The sequence below is a fragment of the Micromonospora sp. DT4 genome, assembly GCF_049841675.1.
GTDB lineage: Bacteria > Actinomycetota > Actinomycetes > Mycobacteriales > Micromonosporaceae > Micromonospora.
The window spans coordinates 16,683-43,093 of sequence record NZ_JBNCKT010000014.1 but is presented as its reverse complement, the minus strand read 5'-3'; the positions used below and the strand labels follow the sequence as shown (position 1 = coordinate 43,093).

Genomic DNA, 26,411 nt, shown 5'->3' with positions numbered 1-26,411 from the left:
GCGCGCCCGCGCCGGGGCGGTAAACACCGTCTGCCACCGCACCACGCGGCCCTCCGGTCCGCTCTCGCACCGACCGGGCCGCCGGTGGGGGTGCACGCACCCCGACCGGCGGCCGTCACCGTCGCGGGCTCTGCCGTCACCGTCGTGGTCTCTGCCGGCGGCGAGGCCGGCGCCCTCCGGCCGGTCGAGGAAGTGCAGCCGCGCCCGCTTCTCCGGCAGCTCGATCACCGGGCCGGCCCGGAATCCGCTGCGCCGCAGCCGCCGGAGCATCCGGTCGTTGCGCACGTCCGGCTCCATCACGACCCGCAGCCGCCCCGGGTCGGCGAAGACGAACTCCAGGATCGTCCCGAACAACGCGTCGGTGAAACCCGGCTCGGGGGTCACCGCGGGCCCGATGAGCAGGTGGACGCCGACGTCGCCGGTGCGCACCTCGTAGTAGCCGCCGACCGGATCGGCCCCGGGCTCGTACGTCTGCGCCAGCGCCGCCGGCACGCCGTCGCGGTGCACCAGGTACGCGTGGTGGGTGGTCAACGAATCCAGGTACGCGTAGATCTCGTGCACCCGCTCGCGGCTGGCGTCGCGCATCCCCCAGAACCGGGCCCGGTCGGTCGCGACCCAGCCGTGCAGCAGGTCGGCGTCCTCGTCGGGGCGTACCGGCCGGATGGTGACCACCCCGAACCCGGGGACGTCGCGCCGGTAGTGCTGTCCGTCACTGCTCATCCCGCTCCTCGGTGAGGCGTTCCCAGTCGGTGGTCACCGGCACCAGGTCGCCGGCCAGCCACGCGGACTGCTGGTCGTCGTGGTGCTCATCGCCGGGCACTCCGCTGGCGCCCAACGGGACCACCCACCGGCTGTCCTGCCGCCGGGCCAGGTCCCAGACGAAACGCGCGGCCGGCCCCCGGAAGCATCCGTGCGTGACCCCGGGAACGCTCGACGTGGCCAGCACGCAGTCGTGGTCGCCGTCGAGGCGGGGGCCGGGCGCGGCGTCCGGGTCGGGCAGCGCCCGCCACGTCGCCAGCCGGTGCAGGTCACCCCAGCGCATCGTGCCGTCCGCCGCGCCGGCGACCTCCTCGGCCGCCGCCCGCACCACCGCCGCGGCGTCGACGCCGGGCAGCGGGGCCGCGCCGAGCAGGTGCTCCAGCGCGTAACCGACCCGCGGCGTGAGGGCCAGCCAGGGCGCGAACACCTCGGGGTACGCGGGCGGCTCGGCCAGCGCGGCCAGCGCCGGATGCGCGGCGATCCGGCGTACGACGGCGGCCCGCAGGAGGGCGAAGTCGCCGGCATCGACGCTGTCCGCGTCCATCCGCCGGTCCCAGCGCCGCAGCCGGTCGCGGAGCGCCGCAGCGGCCGGACCGAGCCCGGCAACCCCGTCGAGCACCGCCAGCAGCGCCCCGGCCGAACCGAGGTACGTGTCGGTGTGCACCGAGGCCATGTCCCCGACCGTGAAGTTCCGGCCGGCGTCGAGCAGTTCGGCGATCCGGCGCGCGCGGTGCGGTGGGGCGAACTCGACGCCGAGCGGCGCCGCCAGCCCCCGCTCGTTGGCCATCACCGCCCGGCCGGTCACCTCGGCGCGGGGCATCGGCGCGTACCAGCCACGCCAGGCGTACGCGTCCTCCCACGCCGGGACCGGACGCCGGCCGTTGTCCGGGTGCCGCACGGGCACCGCGCCGGCGACCCGGTGCAGCAGAGCCCCGGCGGTGTCCGCCGCCTGCACCACGTTCACGGGTTCCACCCAGTGTCGCAGCGCGCCGTCCACGTCGGCCACGGTACGGGCCCGCAGCAGCTCCGGTAACGCCGCGAAGCCCAGCTCGCCGCGGACCCGGGGTGGGTAGCGCAGGCTCAGCGCGGTGTCGTCGTCCGGCCCGCCGGCGATCACCGGCCCCCGGTCGGTCTCCACCACCTCCACCTGGACGGGGTCCACGCCGGCTACCTCGATCGTCTCCACGTGGACGGACGCTTCCCGCCAGCCGTCCGGGCCGAGCGCCAGAACCCCGGTGTCGTGCCGGCGTAGCCGCTCGACGTAGACGTCCTGGTAGTCGGCCATCGCGTTGGTGATCGCCCACGCCACCGCACCGGTGTGGCCGAAGTGCGCGATGCCCGGCACGCCGGGCACGGCCAGCCCGACCACGTCGTACTCCGGGCAGGCCAGCCGGATTTGCTGGTAGACGCCCGGGTCCTCGAGAAACCGGTGCGGGTCGCCGGCGAGCAGCGCGGCGCCGGTGGCGGTGTGCGAACCGGCTAGCAGCCAGCCGTTGCTGCCGGCAACCGCTGGCCCGTCGGTGGCGAACGCCTCGACCGCCGTCGGGCCGAGGCGCTGCGCGACGTGCTCGCGCCAGAGCTTGCCGGGGAAACCCGCGAACAGGATGTGATGCCCCAGCCACACCGCGAGCGGCGTCCACGGCTCCCATCGGCCCGCCGTCAGCCCGACGGCGGCGAACTCCGGCGCACGGGCCGTCCCGGCGGCGAGGCCGGCGTTCACCCCGTCCACGTACGCGCCCACCCACTCGGCGGTCGCCGGGTCCAGGTTGGCGTGACAGCGGCGGGCGGTGTCGTCCAGCCGCACCTGCCGGGCGAAGCGGTCCCAACCGAGCGCGTCGACGCCGAGGAAGGCCGCGCTGGTGCCCTGCGACCGGTGCCGCTCCACCTCGATCTGCCACGCCCGGTCGTACGCGGTCACCCGGCCCTGCGCCGTCGCGAGGGCGAGCGGGTCGTCCGCGCGTACGTGCGGCACGCCCCACGGGTCGCGGAAGAGCCGCGTCGTCATGCTGGTTCGGTCGCTCGCCGACGGGCGGCCGGGACGACCAGCGGGGTGCCGGTCTCCGGGTCGTCGATCACCCGGCAGGGCAGCCCGTAGACCTCGGCGACCAGGTCGGCGGTCACCACCTCGCGCGGGTCGCCGGCGGCCACCACCCGACCGTCGCGCATCGCGATGAGGTGGGTGGCGTACCGGGCGGCGTGGTTGAGGTCGTGCAGCACCGCGACAAGTGTGCGGCCCTGGTCCTCGTGCAGCCGGGCGCACAGGTCCAGGATCTCGATCTGGTGGGCGATGTCGAGGTACGTGGTCGGCTCGTCGAGCAGCAGCAGCGGCGTCTGCTGCGCCAGCGCCATCGCGATCCACACGCGCTGCCGCTGGCCGCCGGACAGCTCGTCCACCGGTCGGTCGGCGAGGTCGGCGACCCCGGTGGCGGCCATCGACTCGTCGACGATCCGCTCGTCCTCGCGCGACCACTGCCGCAGCAGACCCTGGTGGGGGTAGCGACCACGAGCGACCAGCTCGGCGACGCCGATCCCGTCCGGCGCGATCGACGTCTGCGGCAGCAGGCCGAGGGTGCGAGCGACCTTGCGGGCGGGCTGGTCGTGGATGTCCCGGCCGTCCAGTAGCACCGCGCCGGCGTTCGGGCGCAGCATCCGCGACAGCGCGCGCAGGAGCGTCGACTTGCCGCACGCGTTCGGACCGATGATCACCGTGAACGACCGATCGGGCACCGCCACGGTCAGGTCCTCGGAGATGGTGCGCCGGTCGTAGGCGAGGGTCAGCGCGGTGCCGCCGAGGCGGGACGTCATGGATGCTCCTTTGGAGGGGATTTTCACAGCCGGCCCGCCCGGCGTTCGACGGCCAGCAGCCAGACCAGGTACCCGCCGCCGAGCACGCCGGTCACCACGCCGACCGGGAGTTGGTGCCCGGTGAACGCGCGCTGGGCCACCAGGTCGGCGCCGACCAGCAGCGCCGCGCCGACCCCCATCGAGGGCAGCATGTTCGGCCCGGGGGCACGGGTCAGCCGCTTCGCGACGTGCGGCGCGACGAGCGCCACGAACGACACGGGACCGGCCGCCGCCGCCGCGAACGAGACGAGCAGCACCGCCGCGGCGAGCAGCGCCAGGCGCATCCCGCGTACCGGCACGCCGAGCGCGCTGGCCGTGTCGTCGCCCAGCTCCATCATCCGCAGCGCCGGGGCGCAGCCGACGAGCACGAGCGGGGTCAGCACGGCGGTCACGGCCAGCAGCGGCCCGGCGTTGGCCCAGCCCCGCCCGTCCAGGCTGCCGGTGAGCCAGAGCACCGCGCGGGCGGCGTCCATCAGCGGGGCCCTGGTCAGCAGGTAGCCGTTGACGCCGGTGAGGATCGCGGCGACGCCGATGCCGACCAGGACGAGCCGGTAGCCGTGCACGCCTCGCCGCCACGCGAGTGCGTAGATCAGCAGGCCGGTGGCGAGCCCGCCGACGACCGCCGCGCCGGCCAGGGCCAGGCTGCCGCCCCCGAGGACGACCACCACCAGCGCGCCGGTCGACGCGCCCTGGGTGAAGCCGAGGGTGTCCGGGCTGCCCAGCGGGTTGCGGACCAGCGACTGGAACAGCGTGCCGCCCAGCGCCAGCGCCGCGCCGACCAGCAGGGCGGCGACCAGTCGGGGCAGGCGCAGCTCGGTCACGATGAACTGCTCCGCCGGGCTGCCGCCGCCGGTCAGGGTGCGCAGCACGTCGGCCGGGCCCATGGGGTAATCGCCGCTGCCCATCGCGACCAGCGAGAGCACGGCGGCGAGCAGCGCCGCGCCGAGACCGACGGCCAGGGCGCGGGGGCGGAACCGCACCGACAACCCCCCGGGGGTACGGATGACCGTCATGTCGCCGCTCCACGTCGCCGCGTGCGACCGCTGGTGCGGGCGCTCACGGGTGGGCCACCCGTGAGCGGCTGACCAGCCAGAGGAACAGCGGGCCGCCCAGCACGGCGGTGACCATGCCGACCTGGAGTTCACCGGGCCGGCCGAGCACCCGGCCCAGCACGTCGGCGCCGAGCAGCAGCACCGGCGCGAGCACCGCGCAGTACGGCAGCAGCCAGTGCAGGTCGGGCCCGGTCAGCGCACGTACCAGGTGTGGCACGAGCAGGCCGACGAAGACGATGGGGCCGCAGGCCGCGGTCGCCGCGCCGCAGAGCAGGGTGACCGCGACGATCACGGCGGCCCGGATCAGGGCCGGTCGGGCGCCCAGGGCCCGGGCCGCGTCGTCGCCGAGTGCGAGGGCGTTCAGCGGACGGGCCGCGCCGAGGGCGACCAGCAGACCGACCAGGATGAACGGCGTCACCCGGGCCACCGTCGCGGCGTCGGCGCTGGCCAGCGAGCCGACCGTCCAGAACCGCAGCCGGTCCAGCGAGGCGGTGTCCAGCAGCATGACCGCGCTCACGAACGAGTACAGGGTGGCGTTGAGCGCCGCGCCGGCCAGCGCGAGGCGGGCCGGGGTGGCCCCGCGTCCGCCGCCCACGGCGTAGACCAGCGCGGTGACCAGGGCGGCGCCGAGCAGCGCGAACCAGACGTACCCGCCGATGGCCGTGACGCCCAGGAAGGCGGCGGCGGTGGCCACAGCGGCGGACGCCCCGGCGTTGATGCCGAGCAGCCCGGGGTCGGCGAGGGGGTTGCGGGTGAGCGCCTGCATCACCGCGCCGGCCACCCCGAGCGCCGTGCCGGCGAGCAGCCCGAGCAGGGTGCGGGGCAGGCGCATCCGGTGCACCACGGCGTACTCGGTGGCGTCGCGGTGCAGCAGCCCGGACCAGACGTCGGCGAGCGGCAGCGACTTCGCGCCGACGGCGATGCTGAGCACCACGATCACGCCGAGCAGCGCCACGGCGCCGAGCAGGCCGGCGGCGCGGGCCGCGTGGCGTCGCTTCGGTACGGGGGCCGTCGACGCGTCCGGCACGGTGGGTGCCGATGCAATGACGGTGGGTGTGGTGTCCAGTGTGGGCTCCCGGGGGTGTGGCGACACGGCGAACCGCTGTTGACAACGACCGAGGTTAGGCTAACCTAACCCAGCTGTCCCGGTCGACCCCGGCCTTCCCTTGATCGAAAGACGACACCATGCCCGATGCACTGTCCGCCCGTCGCCTCTCTCGTCGTGGCCTGCTGGCCGCTGGCGGTGCCGCCACGCTGGCCGCGCTGCTAGCCGGCTGCGGCAAGGACGATGCTGCCAAGCCTGCTGGCAGCGGAAATGCCGGTGGCCCTTGGTCGTTCACCGACGACCGCAACAAGAAGGTCGAGGCGGCGGCCCGTCCGGCACGCGTGGTGGCCTTCACTGGAGTGGCGGCAGCACTGGTCGATTTCGGTCTCGACAAGCAGGTCGTTGGGGTGTTCGGGGAGACCAAGCGCACCGACGGCACGGCCGACCCGCAGGCCGGCGACCTGAACGTCGAGGCCGTCGAGATCCTCGGCAACACCTGGGGCGAGTTCAGCCTGGAGAAGTACGCCGCCCTGCGCCCCGAGCTGCTGGTCACGCACATGTACGACCCGGACGCCCTCTGGTACGTGCCAGACGAGAGCAAGGACAAGATCCTGCCGCTCGCGCCCAGCGTGGCGATCACGACCGCCCGGGTGCCGATGACCAAGCCCATCGAGCGGTACGCCGCGCTGGCGAAGTCGCTCGGCGCCGACCTGTCGGCCAAGAAGGTCACCGACGCGAAGACCCGCTTCGACGCCGCCGCCGACGCCGTCCGTCAGGCCGTCAAGGCCAACCCGGGCATAAAGGTGATGGCCTGCTCCGGCAGCCCCGACCTGTTCTACGTGTCCAACCCCAAGGTCAGCACCGACCTCATGTACTTCGCCGAGCTGGGCGTCGACATCGTGGTGCCCACCAAACTCGAAGCCGGCGACTACTTCGAGGCGCTGAGCTGGGAGAACGCCGGCAAATTCCCCGCCGACCTGATCCTGCTGGACAACCGCAGCACCGCGCTGCAACCCAAGGACCTCACCGCCAAGCCGACCTGGGGGCAGCTCCCCGCCGTCCGGGCCAACCAGGTGACCCCGTGGGCCGCGGTGCCCCGCTTCTCGTACGCCGGGTCCGCGCCGCTGCTGGAGAACCTCGCCACCGCCATCCGGAACGCGAAGAAGGTCGGCTGACACCATGAGTACGCGCACCGTGAGTACGCGCACCGTCGAACCCGTCGCCCTGCAGTACCGCTTCTTCGCCGCGCACGTCGTACGGGCCCGTCGGGTCGGCGCCTCGCTGATCCGGGTCACCTTCGGCGGCGCGGAGCTGGTCGACTTCGCCGGCGGCGGCCGGGACCAGAGCGTCTCCCTGTTCCTGCCACAGCCGGGTCAGGACGCCCCGGTGGTCCCGGTCGAGCGGGGCGAGGACTGGTTCGACGCGTGGCGGGCGCTCCCGTCGGACGTCCGCGCGGTCATGCGCTCGTACACCATCCGGGAGCACCGTCCGCCGGCCGGCGAGGTGGACATCGACTTCGTGGGCCACGGCGGCACAGGTCCCGCCTCGCGGTGGGCCAGCCTGGCCGGGCTCGGTGACCGCGTGCTGCTGCTCGGCCCGGCGGTGTACGACAACCGCAGCGTCTGCTTCCGCCCGCCGGACGACACCGACCTCGTGGTGCTGGCCGCCGACGAGACCGCGCTGCCGGCCACCGCCGGAATCCTGGCCTGGCTGCCCGCCGGCACCCGGGTGCGTGCCTGGATCGAGGTCCCGGACGCCGCGGACATCACCGAGCTGCCCACCGAGGCCGCCGCGGAGATCCGCTGGATCGTGCGCGGCAGCACCGCACCCGGGAGTGACCTGCTGGTCAGCGCGCTGCGCGCCGCCCGGCTACCGGCCGTCGCGCCGTACGCCTGGATCGCCGGCGAGTCCGGCGTGGTGCGGGCGCTGCGCCGGCACCTGGTCGGTGAGCGCGGCTTCGACCGTCGACGGGTGACCTTCGCCGGCTATTGGCGGCGCGGGCTGTCCGAGGAGGACCTGCGCGCCGAGGCGCTGGCCGGCGCCACCGCCTGAGGGGCGACCCCACCAAACGCAGCACGGCCCCCGGGCGCGCGAACGCGCCGGGGGAGGGTTCCGGCTGCCCATCGTCAGAACGTGGAGGACACATCCCGTGACCGTGCCGACGTACCCCGGCGAGACCGACCCACCCGTGCCAACCGGAGCGCAGGCCGCTCCACCACCGGCCGGAGCATCGGCCGCGGCGCAGGCCCACCTGCTGCACGACGGTTCGGTCGAGCAGTACCGGCGGGCGATCGCCGACGGCGTCGACCGGGTCGCCCGCCGGGTCGCCACGGTGGACCGGCCCGCCACCGGCGTCGCTCCCGCCGAGCTGGCCCCCCTGGTCGACGGGGTCGACCTGGACCAGCCCCTGGGCGACGCCGGCGCGGCGCTGGACGAGTTGGAGGGCGTCTACCTGCGTGACGCCGTCTGGTTCCACCACCCTCGCTACCTGGCCCACCTCAACTGCCCGGTGGTCATCCCGGCGCTGCTCGGCGAAGCGGTGCTCAGCGCGGTCAACTCCTCGCTGGACACCTGGGACCAGAGCGCCGGCGCCACGCTCATCGAGCGTCGGCTGATCGACTGGACCGCCGCCCGGGTCGGCCTCGGTCCGGATGCCGACGGCGTGTTCACCAGCGGGGGCAGCCAGTCCAACCTCCAGGCGCTGCTGCTGGCCCGGGAGGAGGCGTGCGCTGCCGCGACCACTCCGGCGGCACGTCTTGAGCTGCTGCCCCGCCTCCGGGTGCTCACCTCCGTCGCCGGGCACTTCAGCGTCCAGAAGTCCGCCAAGCTCCTCGGCCTCGCCCCGGACGCCGTGATCGCGGTGCCCACCGACGCGCAGCGGCGAATCCGGCCCGCCGCCGTCCGTGACGAGATCGCCCGGTGCCGGCAGGCCGGACTGGTCGTGATGGCCGTCGTGGGGACGGCCGGCACCACCGACTTCGGCTCCATCGACCCGCTCGTGGAGTTGGCCGGGGTCTGCGCGGCGACGGGCGTCTGGCTGCACGTCGACGCCGCGTACGGCTGCGGGCTGCTCGTCTCGCCGACGCGCCGGCACCTGCTCGACGGCATCGAACGCGCCGACTCGGTGACCGTGGACTACCACAAGTCGTTCTTCCAGCCGGTCAGTTCCAGCGCGCTGCTGGTACGCGACCGACGGACGCTGCGGCACGCCACCTACCACGCCGACTACCTCAACCCGGCGCGGATGGTGGAGCAGCAGATCCCCAATCAGGTCGACAAGAGCCTGCAGACGACCCGCCGTTTCGACGCGCTCAAGCTCTGGCTGACCCTGCGGGTGATGGGCCCGGACGCGCTCGGCGCGCTCTTCGACGAGGTGGTCGACCGGGCGGCCGACGCCTGGCAGCTCGTCAGCGAGGATCCACGTTTCGAGGTGGTGACCCGGTCGCAGTTGAGCACCGTGGTCTTCCGCTACCTGCCCACCGGTCCGGGCCGCGAGCTGGCCGACGCCGCCAACCTGCACGCCCGGGAGGCGCTGGCCGCCTCCGGCCTCGCCGTGGTCGCCGGCACCCGCGTGGACGGCCGGCACTTCCTCAAGTTCACGCTGCTCAACCCCGCCACGACCGTCGACGACATCGGTCACGTGCTCGAACTGATCGCCGGCCACGCCGGGCGGTACGTGCGCGACACCGTCGCGGCCGACCTGACCTGCCCCGTCGGCTGACCCCGAATCCCCGCCTGGAGTAGAAGATGTCCACCCACGACTTCGTCGCCATCGGGCTCGGCCCGTACAACCTGGGCCTGGCCTGTCTCACCGCGCCGATCGACGAGCTGGACGGGGTCTTCCTGGAAGCTCGACCCAGCCTCGCCTGGCACCCCGGCATGCTGCTGGAGTCCGCCCGGTTGCAGACCCCGTTCATCGCCGACCTGGTCAGCCTCGCCGATCCAACCTCCCCGTACTCGTTCCTCAACTACCTCAAGGAGATCGGCCGGCTCTACCCGTTCTACATCCGGGAGAGCTTCTACCCACTGCGCAGCGAGTACGACGCCTACTGCCGGTGGGCGGCGGCGAAGCTGCCGAACCTGCGCTTCGGCCAGACGGTGACCACGGTGGAGTACGACAGCGCCGACGAGCGGTACGTCGTGCGGGCGACCACCGGCGGGTCCGAGAGCGTCGAGTACCGGGCCCGGCACCTGGTGCTCGGCACCGGCACGCCGCCGCATCTGCCGCCCGCGGTCGCCGGGCTGCCTGGCGACGCCGTGCACAACTCGCGCTACCTGGAGCACCGGGACGCGCTGCGGGCCAAAGGCAGCATCACCGTCGTGGGCAGCGGGCAGAGCGCCGCCGAGATCTACCACGACCTGCTCGGCGACATCGGCAGGTACGGCTACCAGCTCAACTGGGTCACCCGCTCGCCCCGGTTCTTCCCGCTGGAATACACCAAGCTGACGCTGGAGATGACGTCGCCGGACTACGTGGACTACTTCCACGCGCTACCGGAGCAGACCCGCTACCGGCTGGAAGCCGAGCAGAAGGGCCTGTTCAAGGGGATCAACGCCGACCTGATCAACGACATCTTCGACCTGCTCTACGCGCACAGCGTCCACGGGCCGGTGCACACCCGACTGATCACCAACACCGAGCTGGTCGACGCCGCCCACCACGACGGGGAGTACACGCTCGGGTTGCGGCACGTGGAGCAGGAGCGGGACTTCACCCTGCGCACCGACGGCCTGGTCCTGGCCACTGGCTACCACTACCGGGTGCCGACGTTCCTCGAACCGGTACGCGAGCGGATTCGCTGGGACGCGCACGGCCGCTTCGACGTGGCCCGCAACTACAGCATCGACCACGACGGGCGGGGCATCTTCCTGCAGAACGCGGGCACCCACACGCACAGCGTCACCTCGCCGGATCTGGGCATGGGCGCGTACCGCAACTCCTGGATCATCCGCGCGCTGCTCGGCCGGGAGCACTACCCGATCGAGAAGAGCATCACCTTCCAGGAGTTCGGGGTGGTGTCGTGAGCGTGGTCTTCACCCGCGCCGACGACCGGCTCGGTGAGTTCGCCCTGCGTACCCTCGATCCGGAGGCCGACGGCGCGCTGCTGCACGGCTGGGTGACCCACCCGAGGTCGGCGTTCTGGTTGATGCAGGACGCCGACGAGACGCAGGTCGTCGAGGAGTACCGGCGCATCGCCGCGCACCCGCACCACGACGCGTACCTCGGTCTGTGGCGGGGGAGTCCGGCTTTCCTGGCCGAGCGCTACGACCCGGCCCACGTGGAACTGGTCGGCCTCTACGACCACCGGCCGGGCGACGTGGGCATGCACTTCCTGTGCGCGCCCGCCGGCACGCCGGTGCACGGCTTCACCCGCGCGGTGATCCGTACCGTCATGGCGTGGCTCTTCGCCGACCAGGCGACCGTGCGCGTGGTGGTCGAGCCCGACGTCCGCAACACCGCCGTGCACGCGCTGAACGCCGTTGTCGGCTTCGAGGTCGTCGGCCCGGTCATCAAGCCGGAGAAGGAGGCGCTGCTCAGCGTCTGCACCCGCGCCCATTTCCTGGCCGCCGCCGAGCCGGCCGCCGCCGAGCCGGCCGCCGCCGAGCCGGCCGCCGCCGAGCCGGCCGCCGAGGCCGCCGCCACACGAGACGAAGGAGCCCTGGCGTGACCGCCACCGCCGTACCCACCCCGCCGACCGTCGCCGGCCAGACCGCCCCCGGCGACCCGGTCGCGCACCTCACTCCGCAGCGCTGGGCGCGGGCCAACCGGTTGCTGGTCCGCAAGGCGCTCGCCGAGTTCACCCACGAGCGGCTGCTCACCCCGGCGCCCGTGCCCGGCCCCGACGACCGCCAGTGGTACGAGGTCCGCAGCGACGACGGCACCGTCACCTACCGGTTCGCCGCCCGGGTGCTCGCCCTGGCCCACTGGCAGATCGACGCCGACAGCATCACCCGATACCGCGACGGCACGTCGATGCCACCCGACGCGGTGGACCTGATCGTCGAGCTGCGCGGCACCCTCGGGCTCTCCGCGCGGGTGCTCCCGGTCTACCTGGAGGAGATCACCTCCACCCTCGCGGGTACGGCGTACAAGCTGGCCCAGTCCGCGCCGAGCGCCGCCGAGCTGGCCGGGGCGGACTTCCAGACCATCGAGACGTCGATGACCGAGGGTCACCCCTGCTTCGTGGCCAACAACGGCCGGCTCGGCTTCGGCGTCGACGAGTACCACCGCTACGCGCCAGAGGTCGCCACTCCGGTACGCCTGGAGTGGTTGGCCGCCCACCGGGACCACTCGACGTTCAGCAGCGCCGCCGACCTCGACTACGACGCGCTCATCGCGGGCGAGTTGGACGCCGACACCCGGGCACGGTTCGCCGCCACGATGGCCGACCTCGGGCTCGACCTCGCCGACTACCACCTCATTCCGGCGCACCCCTGGCAGTGGTGGAACAAGCTGGCCGTGACGTTCGCGGGGGAGCTGGCCGAACGACGGCTGGTGCACCTGGGGCCCGGTCCGGACTCATACCTCGCGCAGCAGTCCATCCGCACCTTCTTCAACGTCAGCGAGCCGGGCCGGCACTACGTCAAGACCGCGCTGTCGGTGCTCAACATGGGCTTCATGCGGGGACTGTCGGCCGCGTACATGGCCGCCACCCCCGCCATCAACGACTGGCTGGCCGACCTGATCGCCGGCGACGAGGTGTTGACCGGCACGGGCCTGACGGTCATCCGGGAGCGGGCGGCGGTCGGCTACCGGCACCGGCAGTACGAGGCGGCCACCGAGCGGACGTCCCCGTACCGCAAGATGCTCGCCGCGCTGTGGCGGGAGAGCCCGGTGCCCGGCCTGGCCCCGGGGGAGCGACTGTCCACGATGGCCGCGCTGCTGCACGTCGACGACGACGGCGGCTCGCTGGCGGCGGCGCTGATCCACCGGTCGGGCCGGACGCCCGAGGTGTGGCTGCGCCGCTACCTGGACGCCTACCTGACCCCGCTGCTGCACAGCTTCTACGCCCACGACCTGGCCTTCATGCCGCACGGTGAGAACGTCATCCTGGTCCTCGACGAGCACCACACCGTCCAGCGGGTGATCTTCAAGGACATCGCCGAGGAGATCGCGGTGCTGAGCGCCGACGTCGAGTTGCCGGCCGAGGTGGAGCGGGTCCGCGTCGAGGTGCCCGACGACACGAAGCTGCTGACCATCTTCACCGACGTCGTGGACTGCTTTCTGCGCCACCTCAGCGCGGTGCTGGTCGAGGCGGGAGTGCTGACCGAGGACGCTTTCTGGGGCACGGTCGCGGCCTGCGCCGCCGACTACTTCGCCCGAGTGCCGCACCTGGCCGAGCGCGTACGCCACTACGACCTGTTCGCCCCCGAGTTCACGCTGTCCTGCCTCAACCGCCTTCAGCTCCGCGACAACCAGCAGATGATCGACCTGGCCGACCCGTCGGCGGCCCTGCAGTTCGTCGGCACCCTCACGAATCCACTGGCGGCCCACGCCCCGGCCCGCTGACGTCCTCCGCGTCCCAGCGCTGCCGGGACGCGGAGTGACGCGGCCCGCGCCGCGGGTGTTGGCCCTACCGGTAGTCGGCGAAGATCCGCCGCTCCACGCCGTCGACGGTGACCGGGCCGCCGTGCGGAAGGATCCACTGCGGCCTGGTGTGGCCGAACGGGACGCCGACGCAGACGACCGCGTCGGGGTTGTAGCGGCGCACCACGTCGACGACGGTGTCGCGCTGCTGCTCGCGGAGGCCGGCCCGTTCCTCGGCGGTGGGTCTGCGGGTGAGGTCGGAGACCGGGGGACGGGCGACCAGGACCGCGTCGACGGCGGCCAGGAGACCGCGTTCACCCAGCGCGCGGACGATCCAACCGACCTCGCGGGCGGGCAGGAGCTCCTCCGACGTCTCGATGATCAGCACGCCGCCCCGCAGGGTCTCCGGCGGGAACGGGAAGCGTCCCGCCGTGAGGATCCACTGGAGGACCTCCAGGCAGCCACCCCAGGTGGGGCCGGTGACCGTGCGGCGCGGCCCGTACCAGCTCCACGGTTCGGTCGGCTCGCGTTCCCCGTACGACTGCAACGCCCGTGGGTCGGCCCAGTCGAACCCGATGTCCTCGGACTCGCCCGGATCGGTGATCTCCAACCGCTCGCCGGTGAGGAGCGCGGCACGCAGCGACCGGGCGTGGATGTCGTCCACGGCGGGGCCGGGGCCGAGGTGCACCTGGGACGACCCGCCGTAGAAGCTCGCGATGCCGAGTCCCCAGAGCCACTGGTGCAGGTTGGTGTTGTCGCTGGTGCCGAGGAACGGCTTCGGGTCGGCGCGGGCCAGGTCGGCGTCCAGGTGGGGGATGACGGTGATCTGGTCCTCGCCGCCGATGACGGCGAGGATGGCGCGTACCCGAGGATCGGCGAAGGCGGTATTGAGGTCCGCCGCGCGCGCCTGCGCGGTCGCGCCGACCGTGCGGGTGGTGGGGTACTCGACCGGGACGAGGCCGGTCACGTCGGCGAGCCGGCGCATGGCCTGCTGGTGGATCTCGGGAAAGGCGCCGGCCGCGGCGAACGAGGGGGACAGGACCGCGATGTGGTCGCCGGGACGCGCCTTCGGGGGACGTACAAGATCGTGCTTCATCCCGAGATTCCACCAGCGACAGCCACCGGCGCGCTATCCCGTTTCGGCGCGCGCCGGCGGTGGGCCGAGCGGTGCGGCAGGCCGCTGGTGTTATCGATAACACGAGGTGACCCGCCGTCCCACGTCCTCCTCAACGCACCTGATCTCCCAGCTCAGCCGGGTGCACAGCGAGCCATAATAGTTAGAACCTTGAATTTGTACGTCGCCCAGCCGTAACATGCCGAACACGGATGTGAACGCTAACGTTCGGACCCCTGCATCCCCCGAGCCCGTCCCGCCCGGTTGCCGTCCCGCCGCCGGTAGCGCTCATCTGGAGGTCCCATGTCGTCCCTGCCCCTCAGCCGACGCCGCGTGCTGCAGGCCGCCGGCGCCACCGCCGTGCTCTCCGCGACCGGTGCCACGACGCTCGGCGCGGGCCCCGCCGCCGCTGCCGTGGTCCCGCCGGCGCGGCCGGACATCGGCGTCGCCGCCTACCCCTTCGACCTCGGTCAGGTGCGACTGACCAGCGGCCGTTGGTTCGACAACCAGAACCGCACATTGAACTACCTGCGCTTCGTCGACGTCGACCGCATGCTCTACAACTTCCGCGCCAACCACCGGCTGTCCACGAACGGCGCCGCCACCAACGGTGGTTGGGACGCGCCGAACTTCCCGTTCCGCACCCACATGCAGGGGCACTTCCTCACCGCGTGGGCCTACGCCTACGCGGTGCTGGGCGACACCACCTGCCGGGACAGGGCGAACTACATGGTCGCCGAGATGGCCAAGTGCCAGGCGAACAACGGCGCGGCAGGCTTCTCCGCCGGCTACCTGTCCGGCTTCCCGGAGTCGGACTTCGCCGCGCTCGAGGCGCGGACGCTGTCCAACGGCAACGTGCCCTACTACTGCATCCACAAGACGCTCGCCGGCCTGCTCGACGTCTGGCGCTACACCGGCAACACCCAGGCCCGTACGGTGCTGCTGGCCCTCGCCGGCTGGGTCGACACCCGCACGTCCCGGCTCAGCTCCAGCCAGATGCAGTCGATGCTCGGCACCGAGTTCGGCGGCATGAACGACGTGCTGACCGACATCTACCAGCAGACCGGTGACAGCCGGTGGCTCACGACCGCCCAGCGGTTCGACCACGCCGCCGTGTTCAACCCCCTGGCGAACAACCAGGACCAGCTCAACGGCCTGCACGCCAACACGCAGGTGCCCAAGTGGATTGGCGCCGCCCGCGAGTTCAAGGCCACGGGGACCACCCGCTACCGGGACATCGCCAGCAACGCGTGGAACATCACCGTGAGTGCGCACTCCTACGTCATCGGCGGCAACAGCCAGGCCGAGCACTTCCGGGCGCCCAACGCGATAGCCGGTTACCTGAGCAACGACACCTGCGAGCAGTGCAACACCTACAACATGCTCAAGCTGACGCGCGAGTTGTGGCTGCTCGACCCGAACCGGGCCGACTACGTCGACTTCTACGAGCGCGCGATGATCAACCACCTGATCGGCGCGCAGAACCCGGCCGACAGCCGCGGTCACATCACCTACTTCACCCCGCTCAAGCCCGGCGGACGGCGGGGGGTGGGCCCGGCGTGGGGCGGCGGCACCTGGAGCACCGACTACAACTCGTTCTGGTGCTGCCAGGGCACCGGCCTGGAGATCAACACGAAGTTGATGGACTCCGTCTACTTCTACAACGGCACGACGCTGACGGTGAACCTCTTCGTCCCGTCGGAGCTGAACTGGTCGCAGCGCGGCATCACGGTCACCCAGAGCACCACGTACCCGGTGAGCGACACCACCACCCTGACGCTCTCCGGCACGATGAGTGGCTCGTGGAGCATCCGGGTGCGTATCCCGGCGTGGACGAGCGGCGCGACCATCAGCGTCAACGGTGTGGCGGAGTCCGTCACCACGACGCCGGGCAGCTACGCCACCATCACCCGCACCTGGGCCGCCGGTGACACCATCACCGTACGGCTGCCGATGCGGGTGGTCATGCGGGCCGCCAACGACAATCCCAGCGTCGCCGCCGTCACGTACGGCCCGAGTGTGCTCTGCGGCAACTACGGCAACACCACGCTCAACGCGCTGCCGTCGCTCGTGGTCTCGTCGATCGCGCGGACCAGCACCAGCTCGCTCGCGTTCACCGCCACCGCGACCGGATCCACCGTCAACCTCGCGCCGTTCCAGGACGCCCACGGCTACAACTACACGGTCTACTGGAACACCAGCGGCAGCAGCGGCGGAGGCAGCTACCGGCTGGTCAACGTCGGCAGCGGGATGGTCCTCGGCATCCAGGACATGTCCACCGCCGACGGTGGGCTGGCTCTGCAGTGGGACGACAGCGGCACCGCCGACCACAACTGGGTCATGATCACCGACGGCAACGCCGTCCGGTTCCGCAACGTCAACAGCGGCAAGGTCCTCGGCGTGGAGAACATGTCCACCGCCGACAACGCCCGCGTCCTGCAGTGGTCGGACAACGGCACTGCCGACCACCGGTGGACCCTTGTCGACAACGGGGACGGCACCTACAAGATCCGCAACGTCAACAGCGGCAAGCTGCTCGGCATCCTGAACAACTCCACCGCCCGTGGCGCGCAGGCTGTGCAGGACCCGGACAACGGCAGCGCGGACAACCGCTGGCGGTTGGTGGCGAACGCCTAGACAGCGAGGGTGGGACCGGCCTACGGCCGGCCCGACCTGGCAACGTGTGGAGGAGCGGCATACCTCAGAGTCATATTCATACCTCTGAGGTATGCCGCCCACCACCCCATCCGCCCCGGTCGAGGTGACCGACGGTGACTGCGCTCAGTCGGCTGCTCCCGCGCGCCGGAACGCGCGGGCCAGCTCGATCAGGTCGAGCCCTTCGAAGTGGCGCAGGAACCGCCGGCGTACGGCCGCCAGGTGGCTGGGCCAGGACTCCTGGAGGCGGGCGAAACCCGCGTCGGTGAGCACCGCGTTCCAGCCCCGGGCGTCCTCCTCGCACCGTTCCCGCTTGACCAGTCCCTGGCTCTCCAGCCGGCTGATTGTCCGGGTCATGCCGCTCAGCGAGAGGTAGCAGGCCGTGGCGAGTTCGTGCATCCGCATCCGCCGGGCCGGGGCCTCGGAGAGGCTCATCAGGGCGGTGTACTCGGTCAGCGGCAGTTGGCGGTCGCCGACCATGTCGGCGTCGATCGTGCGTGGTACCACGTACATCACCTGGCCCAAGGCGCGGACCAGCGCCTCCTCGTCGGGTTCGAGGGGTCGCGGAGACTCTTGGCGGGGATCGGCCATCCCGCAAGCATAGTTGCTTGACCGAGCAATTGCTTACCCAGCGTGTGATCATGGTCATGATCATGCGATCGCCATTTGCTTGACGAAGCAAGGAGCGGCTAGCGTTCCGGCTTCAAGTTCGGACAACCACCGAAAGGCGTAGCCATGACCAGGATCGGGATCATCCTCGGAAGCACCCGCCCGGGGCGCAACGGCGAAGCCGTCGCCCGCTGGGTCCACGAGATCGCCCAGCAGCGCACCGACGCGCAGTTCGAGCTGATCGACCTGCTCGACTACAAGCTGCCGCACCTCGACGAGGCAATGCCGCCGGCGATGGGCCAGTACAGCCAGCCGCACACACTGCGCTGGGCCGAGACCATCGCGTCGTTCGACGGTTTCGTGATGGTGACGCCCGAGTACAACCACTCGACCTCCGGCGCCCTGAAGAACGCCATCGACTTCCTCTACGGCGAGTGGAACAACAAGGCCGTCGGGTTCGTCAGCTACGGCTCCGTCGGCGGCACCCGGGCCGTCGAGCACCTGCGCCTGATCGCCGGTGAGCTGCAGATGGCCGACGTGCGCTCGCAGGTCGCGCTCTCGCTCTTCACCGACTTCGAGAACTTCAGCACCTTCAAGCCCGGCGACCAGCACCTGCAGGCGCTGACCACCACCCTCGACCAGGTCGTGGCCTGGAGCGCCGCGCTCGCGCCGCTGCGCCAGGGCTGACCCCTTCGCGTACGCCTCGAGACGGCTGCGGGACTCGCTCCCGCGGCCGTCCGCGTACCCACCGCCCGGGTCGAGCACCATAGCCTCGGCGGGATGAGCAAAGCGCCCCGGCTGGCCCGGCCCCCGCTGTCGCGGGACCGCTCCTTCGGCACCTACTGGATTGCGCAGTCGTTCTCCGCGGCGGGCGACGCGTTCGCCTACCTGGCGGTGCCGCTGCTGGTGTTGCAGGCGACCGGATCGGTGGCGCAGATGGGCCTGCTCACCGCCGTCGCGGGTGCGGCATCTGTTCACCCCGGTCCGTCGAGCGGGCGCCGAGCCGGCAGCCGACCCACGCGGGCTCGGACCGACACCGGCCGTGGGCACGACCGGCGGCTGAGGCGCGTTGCCGGCGGGGAGTCAGAACTCCTGGTACATGACGTGCAGGCCGACCCGGCCGAGGGTTCGGTGGCGGAACGCGCCCGGCACGGTGCCGACCACCTCGAAGCCCTCCCGCAGGTACAGCTCGACCGCCGTCTGGTTCGTCTCCACCACGGCGTTGAACTGCATGCCGGCGTACCCCTGACGGCGTGCCCAGGTCAGGGCGTCGCGGCACAGCGCGGTGCCCACGCCCCGACCGCGGGCGTCGGCGGCGACCAGGAAGCTGGCGGTGGAGACGTGCGCGCCGGGCCCCGGCCGGTTGGCGCCCATCTTCGCGCTGCCGAGCACCCGCCCGCCGTCCACCGCGACGACGGTCCGCCCGGGCGGGGCCTCCACCCAGATGTGGTACGCCTCGTCTGCGGTCATCTGAGGGTCGTAGGCGAAGGTGTCCTGTGCCCGGATGACGTCCTCGACGATCGGCCACACCTGCGACCAGTCCTGGTCGGTGAACGTACGAATCAACACCGGCGCAGGCTACGCAGGACTGGCCGGCGGGGACAACGGGTTTGCGCGGACCAGGTCCGCCGGCCCCGTCACGAGGCGGTGCCGGCTCGCCGGGCGCGGGGCGTCGACGTTGCCGTGTCGCGCGGTCGGCCCGCCGCCGGCCCGGAGGTGTCCCGGCGGATCAGCTCGGCGGGGAGCACCTCGATCCGAGGCGTCGGCGCGGCCGCGCCGAGCACCAGCGACATCGCCCGCACTCCCATATCGACGAGGGGGAGCCGCACCGTGGTCAACGCGGGCGTGACGTCGCGGGCGATCGGCATGTCGTCGAAGCCGACGACGGAGATCCGTCCCGGTACGGCGAGCGAGCGGGCCCGCAGGGTGGCGAGAGCGCCGATGGCCATCGAGTCGTTGAGCGCCACGATCGCGGTCAGCTCCGGATCGGCGTCGAGTAGCCGGGCGGTGGCCTCCGCGCCGCCGTCGCGGTCGAACTCGGCGTACCGGACGCGCCGCTCGGGCAGGTCGAGGCCGTGCGCGGCGAGGGCCTGCCGGAGCCCGGCCAGCCGATCGGTGGTGGTGGTGAGGATGCGCGGGCCGGCGACCACGCCGATCGCACGGTGGCCCAGCTCGCAGAGTTCGCGGCCGGCAAGGTGGCCGCCGGCCCGGTTGTCCGGCATGACGGCGTCGCCGGAGTGCTCGTGGCGACCGATGACCGCGACCCGCCCGCCGGTCGCCTCGTACGCCGCCAGCTTCTCGTTGAGCTGACGGGTGAACGTCTCGTCGTGGTAGCCGGATCCGGCGAGGATCAGCGCCGCCACCTGGTGGCCGCGCAGCAGCTCCACGTACTCCAGCTCGCGATCCGGGTCGCGGTAGCTGTTGCAGATCATCAGCAGCCGGCCCTGGTCGGTGGCGACCCGTTGCAGCCCACGCGTGATCTCGGCGAAGTACGGGTCGGAGACGTCGTGCACGATCACGCCGACCGCGCTGCGGTGCGAGCGGGCCAGCAGTTGGGCGTGGGCGTTCGGCACGTACTGCAACTCGGCCACGGCGGCGAGCACGCGCTCGCGCAGCTCGTCGGTGACCGGTTTGCTGCTGCCGTTGATGACGCGGGAGGCCGTGGCGGGTGAGACGCCCGCGCGCCGCGCCACGTCGGACAGGGTCGCCATGGCCCGCCCCCTCGGTCTGTTGACGGCGTTTCGCCGCGCCGGCTAGCGTCACCGTACCGCAGAGAAAGCCCTTTCCCGCAGGGAGGCCCGGCCATGTCGGATCGCTTCGCGGCGCTGCCCGGTGGGATCGGTGTGTCCCGGCTGCGCGTCTACGACACGGCCGCGCCGGACGGCGTGGTCGGTGGTACCCCGCACGTGCATCTCTGCTGCACGGAGGGGTACGTGGTGACCGGCGGCGAGGGCGCGGTGCAGACCCTGACCAGCGCCGACGGCTTCTCGGAGACCCCGCTGCGCCCGGGCGCGGTGGTCTGGTTCGAGCCGGGCACCGTGCACCGTCTCGTCAACGGCGGCGGTCTGACCATTGTGGTGCTCATGCAGAACAGTGGCCTGCCCGAGGCCGGTGACGCGGTGCTGACCTTTCCGCCGGAGGTGCTCGCCGATCCGGCCGCGTACGCCGCCACGGCGGCGCTGCCCGACGGCGGGGCGCCGGGGGCGGACGTGCGCGCCGCGTACCGCCGCAGGGACCTGGCGGTGACCGGCTTCGCGGCGCTGCGGACCGGCGGTCCGGCGGCGCTGGCCGCGTTCCACGATGCGGCGCTCGCGCTGCGCCGGCCGTTGCTCGATCGGTGGCGGCAGCGGTGGGCCGCGGGTGCGGCCCGTGCCGCCGCCGGTACGGGCGACCAGCTCGACGCCCTCGACCGGGGCGACGCCGGGCACCTGGGCGACGCCGGGGTGTACGCGGTGGGTGAGCCGGTCGAGCGAGGTCGGCTGGGCATGTGCGGGCTGCTCGACACGTATCCCACGAGCGCCTGAACAGATCGAGGAAAGGCCTTGCCTGTGGTCAGGGGGCCGCCTACGCTCCCAGGAAAGCGTTTGCCTGATACGCCTACCGGCCCGGGCCGCCACCGCTGTTCCGGGCTCCGAGGAGGTTCCCCGTGACCGAGAACGCTCTGGACACGGCGGGCGGGCAGGCCGCCACTGAGTCGGAGACGGTGTCCCCGACACCGACCGATCCCGTGGACGCACCGGCATCCGCCGGTCGCCGGGCGGTGTCCACGGTGGCCGGTCGGCCGTCGGTCGAACGCCCGGTGCGACGCAACCTCGGCCGCCGCGCGGCGACGGTCGCCGACTCGCTGTGGCGGCCGGCGCTCGTGCTGGCGGCCTTCTTCCTCGCCTGGTGGTTCGTCGCGGCCCGTGAGTACGTGCCGAACTACCTCGTACCCACCCCCGGCCAGGTCTGGACCACGATGACCGACCAGTGGTCCGAACTGGCGCGACACACCATGGTCACGCTCTACGAGACCGTGCTCGGCTTCGTCCTGGCCGCCGCGCTGGGGCTGGTCACTGCGGTCGCCATCGCCTACTCGCGCACCCTGGACAAGGCGCTCTACCCGATCGTCCTGTTCGCACAGGTCATCCCGAAGATCGCCATCGCGCCGCTGCTGGTCGTCTGGTTCGGCCTCGGCCTCACCCCGAAGATCATCCTGGCGGTGCTCATCGCGTTCTTCCCGGTGGTCATCTCCGGCGTGGCCGGCCTGCGCTCGACCGACCCGGAACTGCTCGACCTCTCCGCCACGATGGGGGCTGGGCCGTGGCGTACCTTCCGCAAGATCCGCTTTCCGAACGCGCTGCCGCACCTGATGGCCGGTCTGAAGGTGGCGGTCACCCTCGCGGTGGTCGGCGCCGTGGTCGGCGAGTTCGTCGGCGCCAGCGAAGGGCTCGGCTACGTCCTGTTGCTGGCCAACGGCAACCTCGACGCCCCGCTCCTGTTCGCCGACCTGATCCTGATGTCCGCCATCGGCATCGTCCTGTTCGTCCTGGTCGAGATCGCCGAGGCGCTGCTCATCCCGTGGCACGCCAGCCGCCGCGTCGGCGTGTCCCTCACCACCTCCTGACCGACCCCATCACGGAGGCACCGATGAAACGCACCGCCACCACCATCCTGGCCACCGCCGTCCTGCTGCTCGCCGCCACCGGCTGCGGCGACAGCGACTCCGCCGGCAAGACGGGCGCCGACGGAAAGAAACAGGTCACCCTGACCCTCAACTGGGTGCCGTACGGCGAGCACGCCCCCTTCTACTACGGCCTGCAGAAGGGCTACTACTCCGCCGAGGGCATCGACCTGAAGATCCTGCCCGGCAACGGCTCCGGCAACACGGTCAAGCAGGTCGCCCAGAAGCAGACCGACTTCGGTTGGGCCGACAGCCCCGTCCTGCTCAAGTCGGTGGCCAGCGGAATGCCGGTGCGCAGCCTCGGCGCGTACCTGGAGAAGGGCCCCTCCTCGGTGGAGTTCTTCACCGAGAAGAACATCAAGACCCCGGCCGACCTGAAGGGCAAGACCGTCGGCGGTACGCCCGGCGACGCCCTCTACGCGACCTTCCCGGCCTGGTTGGAGAAGAACGGCCTCAAGAAGGACGACGTCAAGGTGGTCAACGTGGACGCCGCCGGCAAGATCGCCGCCCTCGCCGAGGGCAAGGTCGACGCCATCATGGGCTTCTTCCACGACCAGGCGCCCACCATCGAGAGCAAGACCGGCAAGAAGGTCGACGTGCTGCTCTTCGCCGACTACGGGATGAACCTGCTCGGCACCGGCCTGATCGCCAACACCCAGACCCTGCAGAAGGACCCGGAGCTGGCCCGCAAGTTCGTGCGGGCCACCCAGAAGTCCTGGGCCGACGCGGCACGCGACCCGGCCGGCGCGGTGAGCGCCATGGTCGCGCTCGCCGAGAACGAGCCCGCACCCGAGGTGCTCACCAAGCAGCTCACCCTCAACCTGCCGCTGCTCGGCGGCGACGGCCCGCCCGGCGTGAACACCGACGCCCAGTGGTCCGAGACCATCGACCTGATGTCCCGCTTCGCGGAGCTGAAGGACCCGGGCGCGCCGAACGCGTACTGGGATTCGTCGTACGCGGCCAAGGGGTGACGAGGTGAGCGCCGCGCCGGCCACCACCGGCACCGCCATCGGGATGTCCGGGGTGACCGTCCGGTTCACCACCCGACGGTCGCAGACCACCGCCCTCGACGACGTGTCCCTGCACATCGAGCCGGGGGAGTTCGTCACCATCGTCGGCCCGTCCGGCTGCGGCAAGTCCACCCTGCTGAAGATCGTCGCCGGGCTGGTGAAGCCCACCAGCGGCGAGGTCTCGCTGCTGCGACAGCCGGTACGCGGCCCACAGAAGGAGATCGGCTTCGTCTTCCAGAAGGCCGCGCTGCTCGAGTGGCGCGGCGCGCGGGCCAACATCCTGCTCCAGGCCGAGATGCGCGGCATGGACCGGGCACGGGCGGCCCGCCGCGCCGACGAGCTGATCGAGATGACCGGCCTGACCGGTTTCGAGAAGGCGCTCCCGCACGAGCTGTCCGGCGGCATGCAGCAGCGGGTGGCGCTGTGCCGCGCGCTGCTGCACGCCCCGCCGGTGCTGCTGATGGACGAGCCGTTCGGCGCCCTGGACGCGTTGACCCGCGAGCAGATGAACGCCGAGCTACACCGCATCTGGCGGGAGACCGGCACCACGGTGGTGCTGGTCACCCACTCCATCGCCGAGGCGGTCTTCCTCGGCACCCGGGTCGTGGTGATGAGCGCCCGGCCCGGTCGGATCATCCGCACCTTCGGTGTCGAGCTGCCGGCGCACCGCGACTACGCGCAGGTGATGTCGGACCCCCGCTTCGACCGGCTCGCCACCGAACTGCGCGGGTTGCTCGGCAGTGCGGCCGCCAACCACTGAACGACCAGCACGACGAAAGGAATCACCATGACCCGTAGGTCGATCGGCATCATCGTCAACGGCGTGACCGGACGGATGGGCTACCGCCAGCACCTCGTCCGGTCCCTGTTGGCCATCCGCGAGTCCGGCGGCGTGCCGGTGGCCGATGGTACGACCATCTGGCCGGAACCGGTCCTGGTGGGGCGCAACGAGACGAAGCTCCGCGAGCTCGCCGAGCGACACGGCCTCACCGACTGGACCACCGACCTGACCTCCGCGCTGGCCCGCGACGACGTCGAGATCTACTTTGACGCCCTGGTCACCCAGCAGCGGGAGAAGGCGATCCGCCAGGCGATCGAGGCCGGCAAGCACATCTACACCGAGAAGCCGCTCGCCGAGGACACCGCCGCCGCGCTCGACCTGGCGCGCGCCGCCGACGCGGCCGGTGTGCGCACCGGCGTCGTGCAGGACAAGCTGTTCCTGCCCGGGCTGCGCAAGCTCAAGCGGCTCGTCGACGGCGGCTTCTTCGGACGGATCCTCTCGGTGCGCGGCGAGTTCGGCTACTGGGTCTTCGAGGGCGACTGGCAGCCGGCCCAGCGCCCCTCGTGGAACTACCGCGCCGAGGCCGGCGGCGGCATCACCTCGGACATGTTCCCGCACTGGCACTACGTGCTCCAGGAGCTGTTCGGTCGGGTCACCGCGGTCTCCTGCGTGACCCGCACCCACGTGCCCGAGCGGGTCGACGAGGACGGCCGCACCTACGCGGCCACCGCCGACGACGCCGCGTACGCCATCTTCGAACTCGAAGGCGGCGTGATCGCCCAGATCAACTCGTCGTGGGGCGTGCGGGTGTACCGCGACGAGCTGGTGGAGTTCCAGGTCGACGGCACCGAGGGCAGCGCGGTCGCCGGGCTGCGCAACTGCCGGGTACAGCACCGGGCGGTCACCCCGAAACCGGTGTGGAACCCGGACCTGCCGGTCACCGAGGACTTCCGCGCCCAGTGGACCGAGGTCCCCGACAACGAGGAGTTCGACAACGGCTTCAAGGTGCAGTGGGAGGCGTTCCTGCGACACGTCGTCGCCGGGGAGCCGTTCCGGTGGGACTTCCTGGCCGGCGCGCGCGGCGTGCACCTCGCCGAGCTGGGGCTCCGCGCGGCCCGCGAGGGCGTCCGCGTCGAGGTCCCGGAGCTGCCCGCATGACCGTCGCCGAGGTGGTCCTGCCCGGCGGTCGGCGGCACCGGCTGGCCGGGGCGGGCGGTTTCGACCGCCCGGCCGCCCCGGCGACCGGCCGGATCGCGTACGCCGCCGCGCACGTGGTCGCCGACCCGAGGGCGGAGAACGTGCCGGGCGCCCCGGCGGTCGTGGACTGGGACACCACCCTCGCTTTCCGGCGGCACCTGTGGTCGTACGGGCTGGGTGTCGCCGAGGCGATGGACACCGCCCAGCGGGGGATGGGGTTGGACTATCCGGCGACCCGGGAGCTGATCCGGCGCAGCGCCGCCGAGGCCCGCGCCGTGGGCGGCCGAATCGTCGCCGGTCTCGGCACCGACCAGCTCCCGGCCGGCCCGGCCACCCTGGCCGAGGTCACCGCCGCGTACCGCGAGCAGCTCGACGACGTCCGCGCCGCCGGCGCCCGGCCGGTGCTGATGTGCAGCCGGCACCTGGCCGCCGCTGCCCACGGCCCCGAGGACTACCTCCGGGTGTACGACGAGCTGCTGTCCGCCGCCGGTGAGCCGGTGGTGCTGCACTGGCTGGGCCCGATGTTCGACCCGGCGCTGACCGGTTACTGGGGGTCCGTCGACCTGGACCTGGCCGCCGACACGGTCATCGAACTGATCAAGGCGCACCAGCGGACCGTGGACGGCATCAAGGTGTCACTGCTCGACGCCGACCGGGAGGTGGCGTTGCGCCGCCGCCTGCCGGCCGGGGTACGCCTCTACACCGGCGACGACTTCCACTATCCGGAGCTGATCCGGGGTGACGAGGTGGGCCACTCCGACGCGCTGCTCGGTGTGTTCGCGGCCATCGCGCCGGCCGCCGCCGCCGCGCTGGCCGCCCTCGACCGGGGGGACCTGCCCGCGTACGACGAGATCTTCGCCCCCACCGTGCCGCTGGCCCGGCACCTCTTCGCGGCGCCGACCTGGCACTACAAGACGGGCATCGTGTTCCTGGCGTGGCTGGCCGGGCACCAGGACCATTTCACGATGGTCGGCGGCGTCCAGTCCGGCCGGTCCCCGGCGCACCTGGCGACCCTGCTCACCCTCGCCGACGCGGCCGGGCTGCTGCCCGACGCGGAGCTGGCCGCCGCCCGCGCGCGGGCGTTCTTCACCGTGGCCGGGGTCGCCCAGTGAGCGCGAGGAGTGAGCCGGTCTTGCGAGCCCCGCAGTCGCGAG

General features: G+C 72.2%; 21 protein-coding genes and 2 pseudogenes. 14 read left to right on the top strand and 9 right to left on the bottom strand.

Annotation, left to right across the window (positions count from 1 at the left end; all coding sequences use genetic code 11):
* Positions 1–156: 156 nt before the first annotated feature.
* The 5 genes and pseudogenes from ACLQ24_RS07245 to ACLQ24_RS07225 all read right to left on the bottom strand — a co-directional run.
* Positions 157–720 (bottom strand): annotated as a pseudogene (locus ACLQ24_RS07245) (GNAT family N-acetyltransferase); the annotation flags it as partial.
* The gene (locus ACLQ24_RS07240) at positions 710–2,764 is read right to left on the bottom strand and encodes a penicillin acylase family protein (RefSeq protein ID WP_425889826.1); all 2,055 of its coding nucleotides are present in this window, start codon (positions 2,762–2,764) and stop codon (positions 710–712) included. The gene ACLQ24_RS07240 and the pseudogene ACLQ24_RS07245, both read right to left, overlap by 11 nt.
* Positions 2,761–3,564: an ABC transporter ATP-binding protein gene (locus ACLQ24_RS07235; RefSeq protein ID WP_425889825.1), complete on the bottom strand. Its 804-nt coding sequence runs from the start codon at positions 3,562–3,564 to the stop codon at positions 2,761–2,763. The genes ACLQ24_RS07240 and ACLQ24_RS07235 overlap by 4 nt, the downstream gene beginning before the upstream one ends.
* A gap of 23 nt (positions 3,565–3,587) precedes the next feature.
* Positions 3,588–4,616, bottom strand: a complete 1,029-nt coding sequence (locus ACLQ24_RS07230; protein WP_425889823.1) for a FecCD family ABC transporter permease — start codon at positions 4,614–4,616, stop codon at positions 3,588–3,590.
* A gap of 43 nt (positions 4,617–4,659) precedes the next feature.
* Positions 4,660–5,748: a FecCD family ABC transporter permease gene (locus ACLQ24_RS07225; RefSeq protein WP_425889821.1), complete on the bottom strand. Its 1,089-nt coding sequence runs from the start codon at positions 5,746–5,748 to the stop codon at positions 4,660–4,662.
* 92 nt (positions 5,749–5,840) lie between these two features.
* Here ACLQ24_RS07225 and ACLQ24_RS07220 point away from each other — a divergent pair, with 92 nt between their 5' ends.
* The 6 genes and pseudogenes from ACLQ24_RS07220 to ACLQ24_RS07195 all read left to right on the top strand — a co-directional run bounded on the left by ACLQ24_RS07220 (position 5,841) and on the right by ACLQ24_RS07195 (position 13,210).
* Entirely contained in the window at positions 5,841–6,875 is a 1,035-nt protein-coding gene (locus ACLQ24_RS07220) for an ABC transporter substrate-binding protein (protein ID WP_425889819.1), read from the top strand.
* A gap of 4 nt (positions 6,876–6,879) precedes the next feature.
* Positions 6,880–7,752, top strand: a complete 873-nt coding sequence (locus tag ACLQ24_RS07215; RefSeq protein ID WP_425889818.1) for a siderophore-interacting protein — start codon at positions 6,880–6,882, stop codon at positions 7,750–7,752.
* Positions 7,753–7,849: 97 nt separating this feature from the next.
* Complete coding sequence (locus ACLQ24_RS07210; protein WP_425889817.1) at positions 7,850–9,421, top strand: pyridoxal phosphate-dependent decarboxylase family protein; 1,572 nt, start codon at positions 7,850–7,852, stop codon at positions 9,419–9,421.
* Positions 9,422–9,447: 26 nt separating this feature from the next.
* Complete coding sequence (locus ACLQ24_RS07205; protein ID WP_425889816.1) at positions 9,448–10,725, top strand: lysine N(6)-hydroxylase/L-ornithine N(5)-oxygenase family protein; 1,278 nt, start codon at positions 9,448–9,450, stop codon at positions 10,723–10,725.
* Positions 10,722–11,288 (top strand): annotated as a pseudogene (locus ACLQ24_RS07200) (GNAT family N-acetyltransferase); the annotation flags it as partial. The gene ACLQ24_RS07205 and the pseudogene ACLQ24_RS07200, both read left to right, overlap by 4 nt.
* Positions 11,289–11,365: 77 nt before the next feature.
* Entirely contained in the window at positions 11,366–13,210 is a 1,845-nt protein-coding gene (locus ACLQ24_RS07195) for an IucA/IucC family protein (protein ID WP_425889815.1), read from the top strand.
* A 64-nt stretch (positions 13,211–13,274) separates the two neighbouring features.
* On the opposite strand, the gene ACLQ24_RS07190 is transcribed toward ACLQ24_RS07195, so the two are convergent.
* Positions 13,275–14,324, bottom strand: coding sequence for a S66 family peptidase (locus ACLQ24_RS07190; protein WP_425889814.1), 1,050 nt, complete (start codon positions 14,322–14,324; stop codon positions 13,275–13,277).
* A gap of 321 nt (positions 14,325–14,645) precedes the next feature.
* Between ACLQ24_RS07190 and ACLQ24_RS07185 the strand changes: the two genes are divergently transcribed.
* Positions 14,646–16,979 (top strand): beta-L-arabinofuranosidase domain-containing protein, encoded by a 2,334-nt coding sequence (locus tag ACLQ24_RS07185; RefSeq protein WP_425889812.1) that lies wholly within the window; start codon positions 14,646–14,648, stop codon positions 16,977–16,979.
* A 144-nt stretch (positions 16,980–17,123) separates the two neighbouring features.
* On the opposite strand, the gene ACLQ24_RS07180 is transcribed toward ACLQ24_RS07185, so the two are convergent.
* Positions 17,124–17,588 (bottom strand): MarR family winged helix-turn-helix transcriptional regulator, encoded by a 465-nt coding sequence (locus tag ACLQ24_RS07180; protein ID WP_425889811.1) that lies wholly within the window; start codon positions 17,586–17,588, stop codon positions 17,124–17,126.
* A 144-nt stretch (positions 17,589–17,732) separates the two neighbouring features.
* On the opposite strand from ACLQ24_RS07180, the gene ACLQ24_RS07175 reads away from it, so the two are divergent.
* Positions 17,733–18,293: an NADPH-dependent FMN reductase gene (locus ACLQ24_RS07175; RefSeq protein WP_425889810.1), complete on the top strand. Its 561-nt coding sequence runs from the start codon at positions 17,733–17,735 to the stop codon at positions 18,291–18,293.
* A gap of 396 nt (positions 18,294–18,689) precedes the next feature.
* Here ACLQ24_RS07175 and ACLQ24_RS07170 read toward each other — a convergent pair whose 3' ends face one another.
* On the bottom strand, positions 18,690–19,175 hold the full coding sequence (locus tag ACLQ24_RS07170) for a GNAT family N-acetyltransferase (RefSeq protein WP_425889808.1): 486 nt from the start codon (positions 19,173–19,175) through the stop codon (positions 18,690–18,692).
* Between the two features lie 68 nt (positions 19,176–19,243).
* The gene (locus ACLQ24_RS07165; RefSeq protein WP_425889806.1) at positions 19,244–20,317 is read right to left on the bottom strand and encodes a LacI family DNA-binding transcriptional regulator; all 1,074 of its coding nucleotides are present in this window, start codon (positions 20,315–20,317) and stop codon (positions 19,244–19,246) included.
* 93 nt (positions 20,318–20,410) lie between these two features.
* Here ACLQ24_RS07165 and ACLQ24_RS07160 point away from each other — a divergent pair, with 93 nt between their 5' ends.
* The 6 genes from ACLQ24_RS07160 (at position 20,411) to ACLQ24_RS07135 (ending at position 26,369) form a co-directional block, all read left to right on the top strand.
* Positions 20,411–21,130 carry a cupin domain-containing protein gene (locus tag ACLQ24_RS07160; protein ID WP_425889804.1) on the top strand — a complete coding sequence of 240 codons (720 nt, stop codon included), beginning with the start codon at positions 20,411–20,413 and terminating at the stop codon, positions 21,128–21,130.
* A 122-nt stretch (positions 21,131–21,252) separates the two neighbouring features.
* Positions 21,253–22,212 carry an ABC transporter permease gene (locus ACLQ24_RS07155; protein ID WP_425889802.1) on the top strand — a complete coding sequence of 320 codons (960 nt, stop codon included), beginning with the start codon at positions 21,253–21,255 and terminating at the stop codon, positions 22,210–22,212.
* A gap of 23 nt (positions 22,213–22,235) precedes the next feature.
* Positions 22,236–23,240, top strand: coding sequence for an ABC transporter substrate-binding protein (locus ACLQ24_RS07150; RefSeq protein WP_425889800.1), 1,005 nt, complete (start codon positions 22,236–22,238; stop codon positions 23,238–23,240).
* 43 nt (positions 23,241–23,283) lie between these two features.
* Positions 23,284–24,039 carry an ABC transporter ATP-binding protein gene (locus ACLQ24_RS07145; RefSeq protein ID WP_425889866.1) on the top strand — a complete coding sequence of 252 codons (756 nt, stop codon included), beginning with the start codon at positions 23,284–23,286 and terminating at the stop codon, positions 24,037–24,039.
* 27 nt (positions 24,040–24,066) lie between these two features.
* On the top strand, positions 24,067–25,218 hold the full coding sequence (locus ACLQ24_RS07140) for a Gfo/Idh/MocA family protein (protein ID WP_425889799.1): 1,152 nt from the start codon (positions 24,067–24,069) through the stop codon (positions 25,216–25,218).
* Positions 25,215–26,369: a dihydrodipicolinate synthase family protein gene (locus ACLQ24_RS07135; protein ID WP_425889797.1), complete on the top strand. Its 1,155-nt coding sequence runs from the start codon at positions 25,215–25,217 to the stop codon at positions 26,367–26,369. Before ACLQ24_RS07140 ends, ACLQ24_RS07135 begins: the two co-directional genes overlap by 4 nt.
* Positions 26,370–26,411: the final 42 nt, after the last annotated feature.